17 protein-coding genes are annotated in these 18,380 nt (G+C 45.0%); 6 read left to right on the top strand and 11 right to left on the bottom strand.

Annotated features, from left to right (window positions below; all coding sequences use genetic code 11):
- Nucleotides 1-37: 37 nt before the first annotated feature.
- The 3 genes from CH367_RS11225 to CH367_RS11235 are packed head-to-tail and all read right to left on the bottom strand — an operon-like array spanning nucleotide 38 to nucleotide 1,938.
- Nucleotides 38-577 carry a shikimate kinase gene (locus CH367_RS11225; RefSeq protein WP_100762591.1) on the bottom strand — a complete coding sequence of 180 codons (540 nt, stop codon included), beginning with the start codon at nucleotides 575-577 and terminating at the stop codon, nucleotides 38-40.
- The gene (locus tag CH367_RS11230; protein ID WP_100762592.1) at nucleotides 574-1,425 is read right to left on the bottom strand and encodes an HDOD domain-containing protein; all 852 of its coding nucleotides are present in this window, start codon (nucleotides 1,423-1,425) and stop codon (nucleotides 574-576) included. The genes CH367_RS11225 and CH367_RS11230 overlap by 4 nt, the downstream gene beginning before the upstream one ends.
- A 6-nt stretch (nucleotides 1,426-1,431) precedes the next feature.
- Nucleotides 1,432-1,938: a chemotaxis protein CheD gene (locus tag CH367_RS11235; RefSeq protein ID WP_100762593.1), complete on the bottom strand. Its 507-nt coding sequence runs from the start codon at nucleotides 1,936-1,938 to the stop codon at nucleotides 1,432-1,434.
- A 188-nt stretch (nucleotides 1,939-2,126) separates the two neighbouring features.
- On the opposite strand from CH367_RS11235, the gene CH367_RS11240 reads away from it, so the two are divergent.
- The 3 genes from CH367_RS11240 to CH367_RS11250 are packed head-to-tail and all read left to right on the top strand — an operon-like array spanning nucleotide 2,127 to nucleotide 6,069.
- Nucleotides 2,127-3,353 carry a TraB/GumN family protein gene (locus CH367_RS11240; protein WP_100762594.1) on the top strand — a complete coding sequence of 409 codons (1,227 nt, stop codon included), beginning with the start codon at nucleotides 2,127-2,129 and terminating at the stop codon, nucleotides 3,351-3,353.
- On the top strand, nucleotides 3,350-5,494 hold the full coding sequence (locus tag CH367_RS11245; protein WP_100762595.1) for a 7TM diverse intracellular signaling domain-containing protein: 2,145 nt from the start codon (nucleotides 3,350-3,352) through the stop codon (nucleotides 5,492-5,494). Before CH367_RS11240 ends, CH367_RS11245 begins: the two co-directional genes overlap by 4 nt.
- Nucleotides 5,494-6,069 carry a FlgO family outer membrane protein gene (locus CH367_RS11250; protein ID WP_100762596.1) on the top strand — a complete coding sequence of 192 codons (576 nt, stop codon included), beginning with the start codon at nucleotides 5,494-5,496 and terminating at the stop codon, nucleotides 6,067-6,069. The genes CH367_RS11245 and CH367_RS11250 overlap by 1 nt, the downstream gene beginning before the upstream one ends.
- Before the next feature lie 16 nt (nucleotides 6,070-6,085).
- Here the strand turns inward: CH367_RS11250 and CH367_RS11255 are convergent, their stop codons facing one another.
- On the bottom strand, nucleotides 6,086-7,081 hold the full coding sequence (locus CH367_RS11255) for a lipase family protein (RefSeq protein ID WP_100762597.1): 996 nt from the start codon (nucleotides 7,079-7,081) through the stop codon (nucleotides 6,086-6,088).
- Nucleotides 7,082-7,132: 51 nt separating this feature from the next.
- Here CH367_RS11255 and CH367_RS11260 point away from each other — a divergent pair, with 51 nt between their 5' ends.
- From CH367_RS11260 to CH367_RS11270, 3 genes are all read left to right on the top strand, one after another.
- Nucleotides 7,133-7,540, top strand: coding sequence for a hypothetical protein (locus CH367_RS11260; protein ID WP_100762598.1), 408 nt, complete (start codon nucleotides 7,133-7,135; stop codon nucleotides 7,538-7,540).
- Nucleotides 7,528-8,946: a UTP--glucose-1-phosphate uridylyltransferase gene (locus CH367_RS11265; protein WP_100762599.1), complete on the top strand. Its 1,419-nt coding sequence runs from the start codon at nucleotides 7,528-7,530 to the stop codon at nucleotides 8,944-8,946. Before CH367_RS11260 ends, CH367_RS11265 begins: the two co-directional genes overlap by 13 nt.
- Nucleotides 8,947-9,047: 101 nt before the next feature.
- Entirely contained in the window at nucleotides 9,048-10,406 is a 1,359-nt protein-coding gene (locus CH367_RS11270) for an EAL domain-containing protein (protein ID WP_100762600.1), read from the top strand.
- A 95-nt stretch (nucleotides 10,407-10,501) separates the two neighbouring features.
- On the opposite strand, the gene CH367_RS11275 is transcribed toward CH367_RS11270, so the two are convergent.
- The 7 genes from CH367_RS11275 to CH367_RS11305 all read right to left on the bottom strand — a co-directional run bounded on the left by CH367_RS11275 (nucleotide 10,502) and on the right by CH367_RS11305 (nucleotide 18,380).
- Nucleotides 10,502-12,901 (bottom strand): C1 family peptidase, encoded by a 2,400-nt coding sequence (locus CH367_RS11275; RefSeq protein WP_100762601.1) that lies wholly within the window; start codon nucleotides 12,899-12,901, stop codon nucleotides 10,502-10,504.
- Between the two features lie 12 nt (nucleotides 12,902-12,913).
- The gene (locus CH367_RS11280; protein WP_100762602.1) at nucleotides 12,914-13,372 is read right to left on the bottom strand and encodes an LIC_20196 family exoprotein; all 459 of its coding nucleotides are present in this window, start codon (nucleotides 13,370-13,372) and stop codon (nucleotides 12,914-12,916) included.
- Nucleotides 13,373-13,550: 178 nt separating this feature from the next.
- On the bottom strand, nucleotides 13,551-14,189 hold the full coding sequence (locus tag CH367_RS11285) for an energy transducer TonB (protein WP_100762603.1): 639 nt from the start codon (nucleotides 14,187-14,189) through the stop codon (nucleotides 13,551-13,553).
- A 20-nt stretch (nucleotides 14,190-14,209) separates the two neighbouring features.
- On the bottom strand, nucleotides 14,210-14,614 hold the full coding sequence (locus tag CH367_RS11290; RefSeq protein ID WP_100762604.1) for an ExbD/TolR family protein: 405 nt from the start codon (nucleotides 14,612-14,614) through the stop codon (nucleotides 14,210-14,212).
- A 22-nt stretch (nucleotides 14,615-14,636) separates the two neighbouring features.
- Complete coding sequence (locus tag CH367_RS11295; protein ID WP_100762605.1) at nucleotides 14,637-15,251, bottom strand: MotA/TolQ/ExbB proton channel family protein; 615 nt, start codon at nucleotides 15,249-15,251, stop codon at nucleotides 14,637-14,639.
- Nucleotides 15,252-15,333: 82 nt separating this feature from the next.
- Nucleotides 15,334-15,852 carry a hypothetical protein gene (locus tag CH367_RS11300; RefSeq protein ID WP_100762606.1) on the bottom strand — a complete coding sequence of 173 codons (519 nt, stop codon included), beginning with the start codon at nucleotides 15,850-15,852 and terminating at the stop codon, nucleotides 15,334-15,336.
- Complete coding sequence (locus CH367_RS11305) at nucleotides 15,852-18,380, bottom strand: TonB-dependent receptor plug domain-containing protein (protein WP_100762707.1); 2,529 nt, start codon at nucleotides 18,378-18,380, stop codon at nucleotides 15,852-15,854. Before CH367_RS11305 ends, CH367_RS11300 begins: the two co-directional genes overlap by 1 nt.

Raw genomic sequence — 18,380 nt, forward strand, 5'->3', positions numbered from 1 at the left:
GAAAAAAGGGAACCAAATATCGCTAAAATGTGTCAATTCAATATTCAATTTTCTGCAGAATTCTGGAACAAATCTCTTCGACCTTCAAATCATCTATTTCTAGATAAAAATCGGACACATTTTGGTAGGAAGGAAGGCGACTTTCGAGGATATTTTTGTAGGAAGTTACGGCGCTGAGCGGGGGGCGAGTAGGGTCATTTTGGATTTTTTCCACCAAAGCCTCGGTGGGACGGGATAAACCGAAAACAATTGCGATCGATTTCAAAAGTTCGATTTTTCGGGAACTGAGAATCTCTTTTCCTTTGGAATCCAAATCAAACAAGATTCCACCACCACAATCGAGAATGATTCCTTGGGAAGATTTTAGTTTTTCTAAAATTCTAAATTCTAAATCGCGGAACGCTCTCCAATCCCCGTCCTTTCTCTGGATGAATTCGGGAATTGAAATTCCACCCATCTCGTATACGGCGATCATGTCCGTGGAAACCACGGGCATGCCCGTTAATTTGGAAAGTTTGCGAGAAACCTTGGATTTTCCGACCCCTCTTGGGCCGATCAAAGCGAAATTTTTTTTCAAGCCTGGATTAACTCACGGATATGTTTCTGTATTTCCGGAAGAACCGTGTAATACATCTGCAAGTCAGAATCGGCAATTCCTAAAATCTGCAAAGCTTTATTGGAAATCGGAGTCGACAAACCGGCGATGTCGATTCCCACTCCGGCCGCAACGGAAATGGAATGAGAGATATGAATCACGGAAACCAATTCCGGAAACTCGGTTTCATCTTCGGGGCGACTGTAATTCTGCGCAACGTGAACCAATTCTTTTGGAAAATTCCATTTTTCTAATAGTTTGGCTCCGGCTTCCTCGTGAGAATAACCGAAATGTTTTCGCTCCAGATCCTCGAAAGAAGAGGAATGTGCTTTCAATTCTTCCCTAAGATTGACGATCACAGCCGGAAAAAAATCCGCGAGAATGACCTTGCCGATATTGTGCAGGAGTCCACCTGTGAATGCGAGATCAGATCCTACTTTGAGTTTTTTTTGTTCGCAGATTCTTTTGGAAAGTTCTGCAACCGTCAAAGAATGAATCCAATTGTCCTCGCCGTCCACTTGATAACCTTTGAGATCTTTTTTTAAGATCCCTCTCGCCGCCGTCAAAAGAATGATGTCTTTTACCGTTTTGATTCCCAAGGTCATCAAGGATTCTTGTACGGTTTTGATCGGTTTTGCCGCGCGGTAATAAGCGGAGTTGGAAAGTTTGATCACTTCGGTTGTAAGTCCGGGATCGTTCGAAATTTCCTTTGCAAGATCCGGAATCGCCACGTCTTGTTTTTGAACCATCTGCATCACTTTCGTAACTACGGATGAAATTCTTGGAAGTTGAGCGTCGTTTAAAAAGAGTTGGTCTATTTTTTCTTTCATCTTTTCTTACCTGACCTTATAGAGGTACTTTTCAAACCCGCCTTTTTTCAAAAGAACCCGACCGTCGTCCAAATACAAACTGATGGTCCTTCCGTCGTTGCCGCCGACGTCTTCTACGATCAATGGAATTTTACTTTGTTCTAAGAGGGCTCTCGCGGTAAGAATATTCTGTTCTCCGATGTTTTGTAAAAAACTGGATTGAACGCCTTTGAACATGGAGGCGCCTCCGAAAAGTCTTACGGAATAATCTCCGGGACTACAACCCAGTTCGCTCATCTTTTTGATCAATAAGGGAATGGCCGTTTCCGCGTATTTGAACGGATTCTTTTGAGAATCCTTTCCTCCCGGATCCTTGGAGAGCATAAAGTGGGCCATCGCTCCTATCTTTTTCTCGGGAGCGTAAAACACGACTCCGATGCAGGAACCCAAAGTGGTTCTTAAAATCTCCGGAGATTGGGCGGCTTGTATGTCCGCGATTCCTACGTTGACTACTTTCGATCCTTTTGCGAGCATTTGATTCCAGATATCCCGGTATTAGTTCTAGTTATAAAAGAGTAACAAGACAATATTGGACCGTCTCGAATTCTTCAATACTTTTTTGAGACGTTCGAAAGAACCGATTACCACGGACCGAGTTTCGGATCCGAAACGGTAGAATTTCATTTTACTCCCTCGGTCTCGGTTCATACAGTGCTTTTGGAATGGCAAAAACATCACTCAAAGAAAAGACAAAACCCGAGCGTAAGAAAAAAGTTTCCGGCTCGGAACCGATCGAAACGATCAAACTCGGCAAGTCGACCGTTACGATTCTCGGGACGGCTCATATCAGCCAAAAAAGTATCGACGAGGTGCAAAGAATCATCCGGCAAGAAAAACCGGACACGGTTTGTGTCGAACTTTGTAATTCCAGAATGCGGTCCGTAAAGGACAACGAACACTGGAAGAAACTGGATATATTCAAAGTTTTTAAAGAAAGAAAAATGTATCTTCTTCTTTCGAGTCTGATTCTTTCCGCGTTTCAGAAAAAACTCGGCAAGGGTTCCATCCGTCCCGGCGACGAGATGAGAATGGCGATTTCCGAAGGGGAAAAAATCGGAGCGAAGATCGTTCCGATCGACCGCGAAGTTTCCACAACTTTGAAAAGAGCTTGGTGGAACATCGGTTTTTTCAATCGTATGTTTTTACTTTCGGCTCTGTTGACTTCCTTGTTCGTAAAAGAGGACATCTCCGAAGAAAAAATCGAAGAGATGAAATCGGAAGACGTTCTCAAAGATCTATTCTCCCAACTTCCGAAACGTTATGAGTCCATTAAGAACGTAATCATCGACGAAAGAGATTCTTATCTCGCTCAAAAGATCCGGGACTCCGCAAAGGAAGGAAAGAAAGTTTTCGCGGTTGTCGGCGCGGGTCATTTACAAGGAATCGTAAATCAAATTCAGGATGAACAGGACATCGCTCCTCTGGACCATCTTCCTCAAAAAACCGCACTCGATCGTTGGAAAGGGCTTCTGGTTCCCGGAATTTTTCTGGGTTTGATTCTAACCGTTTTTTATTTCGGCGGAAGACAACAAGGTCAGGAATTCGTTCTTCGTTGGATTCTCGTCAAGGGCGGACTTGCCGCGTTAGGCGCCATCATTTCGCTCGCACATCCGTTATCCGTGATTCTCGCCTTTTTGGCGGCTCCGGTGGGGAACTTCAATCCGATCATAAAACCCGGTTGGGTCGCCGCGTTATGCGAGTCTTGGCTTCGTAAACCTCTCGTGGAGGATTTCGAAAGAATCGCTCAGGATTCGGAACACTGGAAAGGATATTGGAAGAACAACGTGATCCGTATCTTTCTCGTGTTTATGCTTCCTCAGATCGGAAGTAGCATCGGGACGTTTATCGTAACCGCGGACTTATTCCGCGTTCTCAAAGGTTTGTTGTGATTTTAAAACTCCGGAAAAAAATCGCCTTCTTCTTTTTGACGTTGGCTTTTTCCGGAGTTTTTTCCCTTCTCCATTCTCAAAACGAATCCGCACGGGTACATTCTTCCGAGTTCGAACCGAACGTTGTGATGGAAGACTGGGATCTTCAACCGTATCTAACGTATTACGAGGACAAGTCCGGAAAACTTTCCTTTCCCGAAATTCAAAAAGTGTTTCGTTCCGGAAAATCCATTCCTCTTTTTAACAACAGCCTCGGATATTCGGAATCCGCGATTTGGGTGAGAATTCCCGTCGCCAATCCGGAAAAGGGAACACGAAACTGGGTTCTTCTTTTCTCATACAGTTTGATCGATTCCTTACAATTCTATTCGGTTCGAAACGGGAACGAACCCTTGGTGGTTTCCGGAGACGAGCTCCCTTTTTCTTCCCGTCTTGCGGAGAATCGAAACTTTCCGTTTCAATTGAGCGAACCACCTCTATCCAAAAACGACTACTACGTTCGTATAGAATCGAAAAGTTCGATCATCGTTCCCTTGTCCGCGTATTCCAGAACCGAGTTCTTGGAACAAACCGCGAAAGAATATACCACGTTAGGTTTTTATTACGGAACCATGACCGTGATGTTCATCTACAATCTGTTTCTTTTGCTGACGACGAGGGACAGAAGTTATCTTTACTATAGTATATTCATCTTTTTTGATATTCTGTTTCAGCTTACGTTAAACGGATTGTCCTTTCAGTTTTTGTGGCCAAACAACCCGCAGTGGGGAAACGTGAGCCTTCCGTTTTTTATGTTCTCCGCGTTTTTGGCGGCTTGTCTTTTCGGAAAATCGTTTTTAGAATCCGCCAAGATCACTCCGATCACGAACCGTTTCTACTATCCGATCATGGCGATTTGCGCGTTCGGTTGTATCGGTTCTTTGACTTTTTTCAGTTATACGTTCAGCGTGGTTTCGAGCATTCTCGTTTTGTTGATCGTTCTCGCTTTGATTTTGGTCAACAGTCTTCAATGCGTCTGGAAAGGACATCGTCCCGCGAGATTCTTTTTAACGGCTTGGTCCGTTTTGATCCTCGGAAGTTTTTTATACGCGATGAAGGCGTTCGGAATTTTTCCCGATAATTTTTTCACGCAGTGGGGATTGCAGATCGGTTCGGCGATCGAGGTCGCTCTTCTTTCGTTGGGGCTCGCAGATCGGATCAAACAACTTTCCTTGAACCTGGAAACCCAAGCCGCAACTTTGAATCTTCTCAAACAAAGACACGAACAATCCGCGATTCAATATAAAAATCTTTACGAAGGGGAAGAGGACTTTCTTTTCGATCTGGATTCCAACGGCACGATCACGGGAAGTAACAAATCCATTTCCACGTTTTTGGGATTTAAACCTCAGGACGTGATCGGAAAGAATTTTTTAGAACTCATGTACAACACGGGTGGGCTCGAAGACGCATTCAAAAAATTGTATGTGATGGAAAGAATGGAGGAACTATCCTCCACCGGGAAACCGGTTTATTTCCGAGCGGACTTCGTTCAAAAATATCTAAAAGAACCGAAGGAACTTCAGGTGCGTCTTCAAATTTTGGAACACGAATCTGGACGAGACATTCTGGGAAGGGCTTTCGAACCCGATCAGGATCTGATGGGAAGATTTTTGGACGAGGAAAGAATCGTCTTTTCCATGAACAACTATCTACAAAACGCCGAACTCCTGAGTCAAAGACTTACATTCAATCTTGTACGATTCACCGATCCGACGATCACACTTTCCATCCGCACCAGTCTTCGGGAAATGCTCATCAATGCGATCGAACACGGTAACCTCAACATATCCAACGAGGACAAAGCCAGATCTTTAAAGAACGGAAATTACTTTCAGTTTATTCTTACTCGACAAAACGATCCGTATTATAGGGATAAAAAAATTCTCGTGGAATATTTTCTTTCCAGGCAGAAAGTGGGTTATAGAATCACGGACGAAGGAAAGGGATTCAATCACGCGAGAGTCGTTCGAAAGGCGCTTTCCAAAACGGACGAAACCACTCCATTACAAACCAGAGGAATCGCGTTCGCACTTTCCACATTCGACGTAGTTAAGTTCAATTCCACGGGGAACCGAGTCACCTTGGTGAAATATTTCTAATGAAACATTCAATTTTTATTATATTCTTATCTTTGATTCTGCTTGCGGATTGTGCAAGCGCAGGACGCGGATCCAAACGAAATCTTCCCAAACCTTTGAACGAGGTTTTAGCGGAGGTTTCTTCCAGCTTAAAAAAACAGATCGCGGCCAATCGTGAGAATTCCTTCCCGGATAAAAAGAACGCTTTGAAACTCGCCATTCTTCCTTTGTTAAACGAAGTCGGTGCTTCCACCGTTTTGGGTGTTACGATCGCTTCTCAACTTTTACCGCAGATGTCCGAACCGGGAAAAATAGTCCTCGTGGAAAAATCCCAACTCAACCGATTGATCGACGAGCAAAGTTTTCAAAAGACGGGGCTCGTTCTTTCGGATAAGAATATGGAAATCGGAAAGTTATCGGGGGTGGATATTCTGATTTTGGGAACGGTTCAGTTCAGCGATCAGACTTTCTTACTTCAAATTCGTGCGGTTTCTCTTCAGTCCGGAGAAATTCTGGCGTCCTCCGAATCCGTTTTCGATTCCACGGACAATCTTTACGATCAGTCTCGTTTCGCGGTCCCGAAATCCAATCGTTAAACCTTACAAATTTCGTCTAACGTTTCTTTTTCTTTTTAGCGGATACGACGGAACGAACCGGTTTACTTTTTGCGGAAACCGAAGAGGATTTCTTTTTCGTAATATTCTTTGTTGAAACGCCCGGCTTTTGTTTTGCGACCGGCTTCGTTTTTGTTTTGGAAATCGATTTCTTCGACTGAACCTTCGCCGAGTTTACAGCCGTCGTCTTACTCTTTGCGACGTTCGTTTTACCGATTCCTTTTTTACCGTTCGCAGTTGCCGCCGTGTTTGTGGTCCGTTTTGCCTGCGATTTAGAAGCGTTTAACGCCGCTAAGGCGGCGGCTTTTTCCAATTCTTTTGCGGCGTCGCTCGGATAATGAAACACTAAAAATTCCAGGATCGTCCGAATATTCTCCGCTTTACGAACCTGATTGAAGTTCCCCGGAATATCGAACCAAAGATCCCTTTCTTCTCCGTAAACCGAGGAAGACGCCGGATGAAAAATAAATTCTTTCAAAGGTGCAAGAGGATGAAATCGATCCATAAACAAAAAAGTTTTGAAGAGTTCTTTCAAATACGGAGAACCGTATCGCAAACCGCCTACGGGAAGAATGGAAAATAAATGACTTCCTCGAAACGGAGTTCCCAAAGTCACAAGTCCGCGAATTTTTTGACGGCTTCGATCCGGAAGAAGTAAGGTCAAAAGTCCGCCCGTGTTGTGCGCGAGTAAAACCGATTTCGACGGAATCTGATCCATCTGTTTTGCAAGAACTTCCACCGCTTTTTTCGTATTGAAGAATAGGGAAGGAACTTTCAAAATTCTCGGCTGATAACCCTTGGCTTCCAAAGCCTTACGAAGTTTAGAATAGAATAGGGTTCCCGACAGATAACCGGTCACGATGTAAATATCACCTCGGGAAAGGTTCGGATCGACGCTGGATGGAAAAAGGGACGAGATTACGGAAAGGATAAATTCTAAAATTTCCGAAAGGAAATAGAGCGACGTTCTAAGAGCGGAAACGATTTTTTTCATGAGAATGGCTTGAAGTTATGGGGTGAAAAGACAAGACTGTCAGAGTCTTTCATGAAAACAAAGAAGCTGATTCTTTCCCTTTGGATTTTTTTCATCCTGCCTTCGGCTGTCTATTCAAATATCCCGACCCATTCCGGTATGGAGAAAAATTTCAAAGAAGCCTGGGGAAAGTTATTTCCCGTTGCCTATACGAAAATTCTAAAACGCGATCTGACCGGAAAAGGCGTTTTGGTTTATAAAAAAACTTCGGACAGAACCGTTTACATTTATACGTATCTCGTTTTTCTTCCCTTGTATATGGAAAGCGAAGAAGCTCCCAAGGAAATTCCCGGCAAAGGAAGAGAAGTGAGAGCCAAACTTTTTTACGAACCATCGAACCCTTCCGAGAAATTCTCGATCGAGTTCACCGAGTTCGACGAACAATACAACAGCAAATCGGTGGTACGATGGATTCGATAAAAACAAAATCGGAAGAATCGATCTCGAAGAAAATGTCTTCCGAAGGTATGTCTTCCACTTTCATTCAGGATTTTTTGAAAAAAACGGATCAGGTTCGAAACGGCGAAACCGGAATGGTTCGTTGGGAAGAAGTCGGCGATCTCGATCCTGTTTTGGACGAGATCACTTTGGAAAAGATCGAAGCCGAGAATTCTCAAGGTCCGGAAATTCTTAAAAATCTCGTAGTCATCAAACTCAACGGCGGACTCGGAACCTCGATGGGACTTTCCGGTCCGAAGTCCCTCATACCACTTAAGGAAGGAATGTCCTTTTTGGAAATTTTCGCGAAACAATCCGAAGTCATCCAGAAGAAGTATAACGTTTCCGTTCCTTTGATCCTGATGGACAGCTTTAGCACACAAAAGGAAAGTCAGGCCGAACTAAAACGGATCGGGTTCAATCAAAAATTCTCAACGTCCTTCTTACAGCACAAAGTGCCTCGTCTTTTGAAAGAGAACCTAACACCGATTGTATGCAAAAACCCCGATGACGAATGGTGTCCGCCCGGTCACGGAGATATTTGGATTTCCCTTTTGGAAACCGGACTTCTCGACACGTTGATAGAGCACGGATACAAGATCGCGTTCGTATCCAACGGAGATAACTTAGGTGCTACGGTTCATCCCGGAATTCTTTCCTATATGTTGAAGGAAAAACTGGAATTCTGTATGGAAATGACTCCGAAAACCCTCGCGGATAAAAAGGGAGGAGCGATCTACAGAAGAATCGTAAACGGAAAACCCGAAAACTATCAGTTGTTGGAAACCGCTCAGGTTCCGCAGGATCACATGCACGAGTTCGAAGGACTCGGCAAGTTTAGAACGTTCTCTACGAACAATCTCTGGATCGATCTTGTGGCGCTTCGCGAAAGAATTCTCCGAGGAAACTTCGAACTTTCGTTAATCGTAAATCCTAAAACTGTGGAAGGAAAGGAAGTCCTTCAACTCGAAACCGCGATGGGCTCCGCGATCCGAAATTTCAACAAGGTAAAAGGGATCATCATTCCAAGGGATCGATTCGCGCCCGTAAAAAAATGCGAAGACTATCTCGTGCGTAGATCGGACGCGTATCGTCTTTTGGAAAATTTTTCGATCACTATGTCCGAAGAGAGAAAGAAATCGGGGTTAGGCGAAGTGTTGATTTCCTTGGACGAGAACTATTATAAAAAGATCCAAGACTTCAATCGACTCGTTCCTGAGATTCCTTCTTTGGTGCAATGCACCTCTTTAACCGTCCAAGGTGAGGTGTTATTCGATCAAAAGGTCACAATCGTGGGTAACGTAGTCATTCAAAACACAGGTTCGACTCTAAAGAAAATATCCGATTTAAAAATGGGAATTTTAGAATCCGGAAAATATTCCTTTTAGGCTTTACAAAGAAATTCGTTCATCGGATCTTTTAATCGAGACGTCCCAACGGGCGGACTCAATCCGATAACCAACGGATCTTTTGTATAACAAAGGCTAAAATGACAACTTCTAAAAGTCCGAAGATCCGCTCCTTTGACGAAGGAGAAATTGAACAATTTAAAAACGTCTTTATCAACGAGAACCGAGGCAAACCGATCGTTCTGCTTCGTTTTCAAGACATCAAATCCTTATCCTTTCTGGACTTTCTTCAGTTGGTTCCGATCAAAATTTCGGAACTACATCCCGGTGCTGAAAATCATTATTCTTATTACTGCTACGGAGATAAGAAGAATCTTCTGATCGGAGTCGCGCCGGTTCACGCGAACGGCTCGAACGGAAACGGATTCTTAAACTTCGATTCGGTTCTGGGAAGATTCCGAGAAGTTTCGATCAAAAACGGATCGATGAATTTCGATTTCGGAATCGCAAGAACCCAGTGTAATTTTATCTCTTACGTCGACGAAATCTTTCACGAGTTGGAAGTGTCTTCTCTCAAAAATCTGAAAGACAATCTTATCCGTTGGAGTTGGACCTACCTCAATCGAGTGAACGATTACTTCGCGGGCGAGAAGGCAGACGCGGTCATCCAACCGATCATCCATTACAATCACAAAACCCATATGTATTCGATGAAGGGTGGAGAGGTTTTTGTGGGTGGGGAAGCTTACGCGGGTTATGCGGATCTCATTCGGGATATTCCTCACGATCAGGATTTGAATCGAATCGAACTTTTGATTTTGGAAAAATTGACCATGTGTTGCAACGGAGCGCCCGGTCTTTTGAAATTCAACATTTCACCGCAGACCTTGATCGATACGTTCGATACGGACGAGAAGGTAACTCGTTTTCACAACCTTCTTCTCAATCAAAACCTGAGCCCGGCTCTGGTAAGAATGGAACTGATCGAAAAACCATACGAAGAAGCGGAAATCACTCTCAAAAGTGTGTGTAGAAGATTTTGGAATTTCGGAATCAGTTTCGCCGCAGACGACTTCGGAGTAAAAAGTCAGAGTCACCAGATCGTTTTGGACCTCGGGGAAATGATCAAGGAATTCAAACTCGATCCGATCAGTTTTAAGTTTAAGGCCGATCAGGATCTCACGAAATTTTTAGACAACCTGGCATTTATCGATTATTGTAGAAGACTTTCGGACAACCGCGAAGCGATCATCACCGCGGAAGCCTTGGAAGACATCGATTCTTTGAACTTCCTCATCGCTCACCAGGTTTATTATTTCCAAGCGAATCTTTTTTGTACGAAAATTTCCATCGATGAATATAAGGAAATCTTCAATGATATGCAGAACCTTCCCGAATCGGTCGTGAACAAAATTCTCAACTCGGAAGAACTTCTTTTGAAATTGAAAGAGAAGGGAAATATCTTCAAACTCGCCAAGGAACTTCAACTCGCTCCTTAAATAAAAAGCCCCGTTATTTCTAACGAGGCCTTTACCGTTTTTACGAACGAGAGGATCCGCTCGGCTCTTTCAACCAAACGGATCGTTCAAACAGCTTATTCTTTTAAGAAAGAAAGATTGGATTTCTGATTTACGATCGAAGGATCCTTCATCGTAACCGAAAGTGCGTCTCCCGTTTTTTCGATCTCGATTTTGAACTTACCGTCCTTGTCGATAATCGGAGATTCTTCCACGTATTTTCCTTCGAAGATCTTCTTCTTATTGAATTTTACCGTGTAAGTGATGTTATCCGAACTTTCGATTTCCAAAAGAACCTGACTCACACCGTTGTTACCGTCCCAAGCCATCGCGGTCCAAGGACCTTTGAATTTTTCAAGAGAGGAATCTCCCCCGAACGTTCTTTTCTTAGGAGCGGTCACAGCCGTGGAGATCACAGCCGAAACCGGAAGAGAATTTCCGCTTTCACCGCCTAGATCCGTTTTGGAAGTTACGGAATACAAAAAGAGAACTTCCTTTTCTGGAACGTCGGCCACGAAAGAATTTTTAGTACCCGAAGAGGCGAGGTAGGTCCATTTGGATTCTCCTCTCTTCTTACGAAAAACATAATATTCGGATGCTTCCTTCATCTTATCCCAGGTCAGACTGATCTTGGCGGCTTTCGCGTCCAAAACCCCTTTTAAGTTTTCGGGAGAAGCGAGTTTTACTCCTCTTTGTTTGTTCGGGTCCGTATAACCGTAAGCGAAACTGGAGAAAGGTCCGTTCTTCCCGTCGAGGTTGACTGCGGTTACGGAATAATACGCATAACGTGAAGGAAGATTCTCATCGATGAATTCCTCCGCTCCGGTTTCGGAAATTTTTTCCCAAGCTCCACCGCCGATCCAACCGGACTTCACGTATCGGAACACGTAGTATTTGGAAGCTCCGGAAACTTTTTGCCATTTCAACTCGACCTTGTTTTGGTACGAACCTCTGCTTGCGATCAGTCCCAGAGGTTTTGCCGGCGGGGTTTTCGGTTGAGCCGTAAAGCCGCTCGCCGCATCGGAAGGTTCTCCCGTTTTTCCGTTGAGCTTCGCGGACACTACATAGATTTCCACGACGCCTTTTTTAGCCGCCGAGTTATCCACGTAATTGTTGATCTTGGAATTTCCGATCGGGTTGTATCTCTTCTGGGTTTTATTCCATTTAAAAATCTGATATTCGGAAGACGAATCGCCCGGTTCCCATGCGAGTTCCACCTTGTTGTCGTATTGGCCTTGAGTCGCTTTTACGCCCAGAACTTTAGGAGGAGGTTTTAATTCTTCCGTTTTCGCAAAGCCGACCACTTCTCCCTGAGACAAATCGGAAGAGGAAGAATCGGTCAAAGTCAAAATCTTATATCGATACGCGAGATTGGGTTGAACTCCGTCGTCGTTGAAGCTATTCGTTCCGGAAAGCCCGACCTTTGCGAAGCCCGAATCTCCGGGACCCTTTCTATGAATTTCATAACCGATCGCACCGGGGACAACTTCCCAATTGATCAAAACCTTATCCACAAAACTTCCCTGAGAAGCCGTGATCGATGAAGGAGCCGTAGGATTGGAATCGCTCGCGACACTCGTCGGTTCGGGAGTATTCGAATCCGGTTTTCCTTGATCGCTGACGGTTTCGACCTGATCGATCATTACGAACGCGCCTTGGCAGATTTTCGTAAACCAACGATAGTCGATGTATCCGTAACCTTTATCACCCCAATCGGTTCCCCAAGAATTGATGAACTTCACTGCGTTTTTGGAATCGTCATAACCTACGATCGCGATCGCATGACCTCCGTAGGTTTTGCCCAAACCTTCTTTGTAAACCTGATCGCCTTTGAGATTGAAGAAGTTTTCATAAACCAAAATCCCCGCGACCACCGGCTTTCCTTCCGCGAGTTGGGCTTTGACCTCGCTCATGTCCGTCGTTTTTACGCGTAAGAATTCCTTCGCCTTGTATTTGGAAGCCGCGTCGATCGCGGCTTGCGGAGGACGCGCTCTGTAATCGGCGGCGTTGTAAGGCATCGTTTCCCAAGGAGCCGCGCCCATTTCCACCATCACACGCATCGCGTCTGAAATCAAAGATCCGTTGTCGCGACCGCCGTTGATCTGATTGTAGATAAACGCAGGAGAGAATATTTTTCCGTAATTCGGAGCGCCGTCCGAAGTTTTCAAAGACCAATCCTTGGAACTTTTTCTTTCGATGTATTCCTGAAAACTTTTGGTGGCGTATGCGGTGGACCAAGCGACACAACTACCTTGTTCTCCCTGATTCCCGACCGGAGGCATGGAAGAAGAAAGATCCACGCTCGAAGAAAGTCCTCTGTGCGAGATTCCGTACGGATTCGTTTCCTTTAAGGAAGAAAGAAGTTCGGACGATTCCTGTTTCATCCCGAGACCGCGCAAAGAAGGTTGTGCGAAGATCGAAGTCTGAACGCTCAGAAGAAGAGCCGATGATACTATAGAATATTTTAAAATTCTCATATACTGATTCTCTTAATTCCCTTTCTGGGACTGAATGACTTCGCGGATCTTGTCTTCCGTTTCTCTGGAATATTCCTTAAACGCGAATGGATGAGGTTCGTATAAGGCGATCAAAGAGGACTCGTTGCCCTTGCTGTCCTTTACGGTTTTTTGATTTAAGAATAGAATGTAATCTCCTTCGGGAGGAGCGGCCTTCAGCCATTTTCCCAAAAGTTCCGGGAAAATCATAAAACCGATTTCGAACTTAGCGGGAATTTTTTCCGCGCCTTTCCAAGGTTTGAGAATTTCAACCGTGGCCGTTACCGAAATGGAAGTTTCGGAAATTTTTTTCTCGCGGACGTTCGTGATGCGAGTCAACGCGATATAATCGGAATTCTTAACTTGGGTTTCCAAGGAAGGAGGAGTGGGTACCGATAGAATCGGCAAAGTAAAAAATAATACACCGATCCAAGCAAACGCTTTCAAATTCATCTTTGTCTCCAGCTGGCCGATTTTCGACCAAGAATGAAGTATGAACTTTTAAATCTTCACCGCAAGAAATTTTTTAATTTTTGAAAACGGGTACGGTTTTGTTTCTTGGATCGGAAAACGAAAAAAAAATCGCAAAGAGGGAACTTTCGAAAAACGAGCCTTCGAAAGTCGAAACGAATCAATCTTCCAGATTGAACGAAATCGGAACCCGATGTGACATTTTAGTAGGTCTTCCCTGAACGTATCCCGGACTCCAACGAGCGAGTTTCACGATCTTAATCGCCGCTTCGTCAAAACCGAATCCGGCTTTCCCGGATGCGATCTTCGCGCCTTGCAGGTTTCCTTGTTCGTCGATCTGAACGATGACAACAACTTGTTTGGAAACGATTCCCGCAGACTTGGCTTGAGGCGGGAAAAAATCCCTCAGATCGAAGTCGATGATCGGAGTCGGAGTTTTATCTCCGTTGTAGGAAAATAAGAATCCGTCCTTATCGGTTCCGTTTCCGGAAAGAGCGTTCGGATTGAGATCCTCGTCGATCGGATCGTCCGCGTTCTGATTCGAACCTTCCACCCATTCCTGTTTTTCAACGGGCGCGGGTGAAGAGGTCCCGCCGATCAACTCGGGCGGAATGTCTTCCAGATCCACTTCCACATCCTGGGCTTCCAAATCTTCGGAAGAAATTTCCGCGTCGGGAATGTATGTCGCGATGAAGTAGGCTCCGATCGTAACGGAATGTAAAACAAAGGAAGCAATCAGACAAAAACGGAACAATCCGAATTGGATGATCTTCTGTTTGATTTCGGGAACGCTTGCCATGAAAACCTTACCTATTTCGCCTAACGTTTAACCGAAAGCGCGATCTTCGTCACTCCGGCCTTACGAATGACACCCATCGTTTCCGCTATCTTTCCATAAGGTAGGGAAGAATCCGCCGAAAGGGTCAGACGCATGTTCGGTCTGATTTTGGCGTCCCTTTCGAGATGAGCCTTCAATTTTTCTATGGAAGTATCCGATCCTTCCAAAAGAATTTTTCCGTCCTTGGTCAAAGCGACCTGAACCGATTGAGCGACGTTCGGGTCTGCGGCTTCCACTTTAGGAAGATTGATGTTGATCGATTCTTTTTTTAAGAAGTTCGCGGTCACCATAAAGATCACCAGAAGAACCAGAATCACATCCACCATCGGAGTGATATTGATATTGCCTATTTCTTCTCCGTCGCCGGAGGGAGCAGAGCCTGCCATAAATCACGTTCTCCTTATGAGTCTATCTCTTGCGAGAAAGTGTAGCAAGAAACTCTCTGGAAAGAATTTCCAAATTTGCCTGAATCACTTTCAGCTTTCGCGTAAAATAGTTGTTCGCCATTACGACCGGAATCGCAACACCAAGACCTGCCGCAGTTGCGAGAAGGGCGGTGGAAATACTTCTCATCACGAATTCGGCTCCCGTACTTCCGAGAGTTCCCAAGCCGTAGAACGCTTTGATCACCCCGAGAACCGTTCCAAGAAGACCGATAAAGGGCGCGTTGTTTCCGAGAGTATTGAGAATCGGAAGATGATTTTCGAGATCGACTCGTTCACCAATGATTCTTCCTTCTTGCAATTCCGCAAGAGCGTCGTGACCGACCTCGTATTGTTCCGCGGAAAATTGGGAAAATTTTGCGTAGATGTTTCCAGGATTTTCGGAAGCGACGGTCTTCACCGCGTTCCAATCGCCCTTTCTGATTTCGGACGTTAAGATGGGAAGAATGGCGTCCGTGTTTCTCAGATTTCTGCGAAAAATCAGAATTCTTTCAGTTCCTACCGCGAGAGCAACGATACTTGCTACGAGCATAACGACAAAAATGAAAGTCTCGCCGTATTCAACCAAAAACATAGTCATAATCTGGATCCTCTAATATTCTTTATTTTTTAAAACCGACATCGAAGTCACTCAGTTTTCAGGAGTTCATTTTTAGAACGATTCATTGTCCCGAAATACTCACGCACGTTTTCGTACAAGAAAACGTTCCGGTCGATAGTCCCGATATCTGAGAAAGCCCGCTTTCACCGCAGGTTCCCGCAGAATTCTTACTTACCCAATAAGAACGATTGCAATCCATCACACAGGCTTTTGCCCGGCTCGTAAATTTTACGAACGTGGAAGAATTCAACAAACGATTGCAAAAGTTCTGATACGTTCCGATCGTTGCGTCTCCTCCGCTGAACAAGGTCACGATCGCAACTTCCGAAAGAGGAGTCGGCAAATCGGGAGCTTGATTCAAACAGGTTTGCGCGGCTTGCAAAGAATTTACACAAGACTGAAGCGGGTCCGTCGGAGGCAAAAGAAGATACTGAAGAACCACTCTTTTTTCGTTGTCCCGATTGTAACTGTCGTCTTCGTTCGGAAGATTGTTACAGTTCTCTATGAAATAAAAAGCGATCAGTAAATACGAAAGATTTCCGATCCATTCTTTTACGATCTTGAATCGATTTCTTTTCATCAGAACTTCACCTCGATCCCTACGTTGAAAAACGGAATTACGGTTCCGCCGGGTAGCGTAAGGGTTCCGAACGTTTGGCTCGGTTTCGGGTTTGTCGCGGAGAAAGGACGCGTAACGTCAAAGTCCTGACCCGAAACGTTCTGCCTCATATATACGTTGATGACTTCGAAGAACGTGTTCACGTAACCCCATTCGTAGTTCAGGAATCGGTCGATCCGAATATCCAATCGATGATAGTCCGCGAGTCGTTTCGTGTTTGTGTAATCCGCAAGATACGGATTGTTTGCGGAAACCGGAACCCAAATCGTCTGGTTGTTCGCGGGGTTCGAGAATCTACCACCGTCGTCTCCCACGATCGGAGTGATCGGAGTCGAAGTTAAGTAAGACCATCTCGCGCCGAACTGCCAATCCTGACTGAATCTCCAACCGAAAACCATGTTGATGATATGCGTGCGGTCGTATGCGTAAAGGGTTTCTTTCGAATTGTGATACGACTGAGCGATCAGCCTTTGTTCCGGTCCGGTCCCCACCGCATCCATTATCGCATCCGGTTTATAAATATTAGAATTTCTGAATGTTTGCGACCAAGTGTAGGAGATCCAACCGAACCAATCTCTTGTGCCCGGAGCCGCGGTTTTACGAATCAACAATTCGTAACCGCGGGAATGACCGTTTCCGTTGTTGGAATAGTTGAGAGGTTTGTTGAGAACGTAAGGTTGAGTGATTTTTCCGTACTGATCCGGATTGGTTCCTATAAAACTCGTGATATAAGGATCGTCCACGATCAGGTTTGAGAATTCCTGTTTAAAAACTTCTCCCTTAACTTGCCAATCGGAAGTGACTTGTTGATCGATTCCCCCGCCGTATTTAAACGCCTTTTGAAACTTCAAATGCGGGTTTCCGCTTTGTTCGGAGAACTGAGTCGTCAATGGAAAGTTATAGTGTTCTCCACCACCACCGAAGACGGTTGTTCCCTTTCCGATTCCTTCAAACTTGTAGGAAACTTGAGTTTTAGGACCGAGAGCACCATTCTTAATATAAGGAATGTAATCGTATCTCGCGCCCGGCTCGATGAGCAAACCGCCGAACTTAATCTTCATCGTAGTATAAGCGTTGTAATACTTACTTTGAACGCGGTTCGTATCGGGAACGGTTCTAAAATCCGGAGTAGCCGTATCATACGGGTTCGGATCCGGGTTGTTCGGATCGGTTTGTTGAATCGTAGTTCCGGTCGTTTTGTAATTGAGAAAACGGACTTCGGAACCGAATTCCAACGTAAAATGTTTGTTTGGATCCCAATACGCGTCTTGTCGAATCCCGTTGTAAGCACCGCTTCCACGTTGTTTTCCTTTTACGGAACCGAGCGAAACGTTGTAATCCGCGAACGGATCGTAACTGATAAACGTGATTCGATTGGAGAATTTTTCGGTCGGTCTCCATATATAACGAAACGCTTGTGTACGATATCCTTGACCCGAGGAAAAACTCCCACCCGCAAACGCGGCAAACGGATCCTTAGTCGGATCGTTCTGGGCTTTTGCCGGAGGATTGATTGCGAAGTCGTCCTTCGCGGTTAAGGAATAAAACGAAATCTGATGATGATCGTTGAAGTTATAGACCATCTTCACTTGAGAATCCGTATAACGAGGAAGTCTCACTCCGTCCGGCAGTAAACTTCCGCCGGAAAGATTGCCTAACGTCTCGAAGGTTTTGTCGATGTAACCGACTTTTACTGCGCCGAGAACATAACCTTTTCCACCCGCGAACGTCGTTTGATAGTTTGCCGAAGCCGCCCAAAGAGAAGTCAAAAAATTTCCCTGAGAACGTTCCACCTTATCGGGAGATTCGATTTCGATCACCCCCCCGAGTGCGTTGTTGAAATTCGCGGGAAGAACTCCCGTATAAACGTCCATGGATTTGATCAGGTTCCCGTTGATCGTCGCAGTCAAACCGTCGAAGTGAAACGGATACAAAATCGGAAGATCGTCGTAAAGATAAAGGTTCGTGTTCGGATCCGCACCACGGAATACGTAGTTGCTCGCGCCCCCGCCGAAAGCGGAAACGGGAACCACACCGGGAATCGTTTCGATGGAACGAAGAGGTTCGCCGAAAGTACCCGGCATCCGTTTGATTTCTTCGAAACGAAGTTTTGTACGGGACATCGTTTGTTTTTCCCGTTCGCCGGTGACGTTGATTCCACCTTTGGAAATTCCGCTCGAAGCGGTGGACTTGTCCGTATAAAGAACGACCGTCTCCGAAGTGTCTCCGATTTCCTGACGGATTTCCTGCATTCCGGTATCTCTCAAAATCCGAAACGTATAAGTTCCTTCGGAAGGAACGATCGCTTCAAAATAACCTTCCGAATCCGTTTGATAGAATTTTTTGGTTTCGGAAAGTCGCACCGTGATGTTGGCTTCTCCCGAATTCTTATTCCGGGAATAAACCCGAGCGCGGAAAGAAACTTCCGCGAATAATTCCGAAGCAGGAGCGGCGAGAAGAATGATCAGTATGTTTCTAATAAGTTTCAT

Origin of the sequence: Leptospira barantonii (assembly GCF_002811925.1) — a bacterium.
Lineage (GTDB): Bacteria > Spirochaetota > Leptospiria > Leptospirales > Leptospiraceae > Leptospira > Leptospira barantonii.

Excerpts from the sequence above, each read along its gene's own strand:
- CH367_RS11255 (WP_100762597.1), bottom strand. The coding sequence starts at position 7,081 with ATGAAAAAAATCGTTTCCGCTCTTAGAACGTCGCTCTATTTCCTTTCG.
- CH367_RS11295 (WP_100762605.1), bottom strand. The coding sequence starts at position 15,251 with ATGACTATGTTTTTGGTTGAATACGGCGAGACTTTCATTTTTGTCGTT.
- CH367_RS11230 (WP_100762592.1), bottom strand. The coding sequence starts at position 1,425 with ATGAAAGAAAAAATAGACCAACTCTTTTTAAACGACGCTCAACTTCCA.
- CH367_RS11275 (WP_100762601.1), bottom strand. The coding sequence starts at position 12,901 with ATGAGAATTTTAAAATATTCTATAGTATCATCGGCTCTTCTTCTGAGC.
- CH367_RS11260 (WP_100762598.1), top strand. The coding sequence starts at position 7,133 with ATGAAAACAAAGAAGCTGATTCTTTCCCTTTGGATTTTTTTCATCCTG.
- CH367_RS11250 (WP_100762596.1), top strand. The coding sequence starts at position 5,494 with ATGAAACATTCAATTTTTATTATATTCTTATCTTTGATTCTGCTTGCG.
- CH367_RS11270 (WP_100762600.1), top strand. The coding sequence starts at position 9,048 with ATGACAACTTCTAAAAGTCCGAAGATCCGCTCCTTTGACGAAGGAGAA.
- CH367_RS11235 (WP_100762593.1), bottom strand. The coding sequence starts at position 1,938 with ATGCTCGCAAAAGGATCGAAAGTAGTCAACGTAGGAATCGCGGACATA.
- CH367_RS11285 (WP_100762603.1), bottom strand. The coding sequence starts at position 14,189 with ATGGCAAGCGTTCCCGAAATCAAACAGAAGATCATCCAATTCGGATTG.
- CH367_RS11290 (WP_100762604.1), bottom strand. The coding sequence starts at position 14,614 with ATGGCAGGCTCTGCTCCCTCCGGCGACGGAGAAGAAATAGGCAATATC.
- CH367_RS11240 (WP_100762594.1), top strand. The coding sequence starts at position 2,127 with ATGGCAAAAACATCACTCAAAGAAAAGACAAAACCCGAGCGTAAGAAA.
- CH367_RS11305 (WP_100762707.1), bottom strand. The coding sequence starts at position 18,380 with ATGAAACTTATTAGAAACATACTGATCATTCTTCTCGCCGCTCCTGCT.
- CH367_RS11280 (WP_100762602.1), bottom strand. The coding sequence starts at position 13,372 with ATGAATTTGAAAGCGTTTGCTTGGATCGGTGTATTATTTTTTACTTTG.
- CH367_RS11265 (WP_100762599.1), top strand. The coding sequence starts at position 7,528 with ATGGATTCGATAAAAACAAAATCGGAAGAATCGATCTCGAAGAAAATG.
- CH367_RS11300 (WP_100762606.1), bottom strand. The coding sequence starts at position 15,852 with ATGAAAAGAAATCGATTCAAGATCGTAAAAGAATGGATCGGAAATCTT.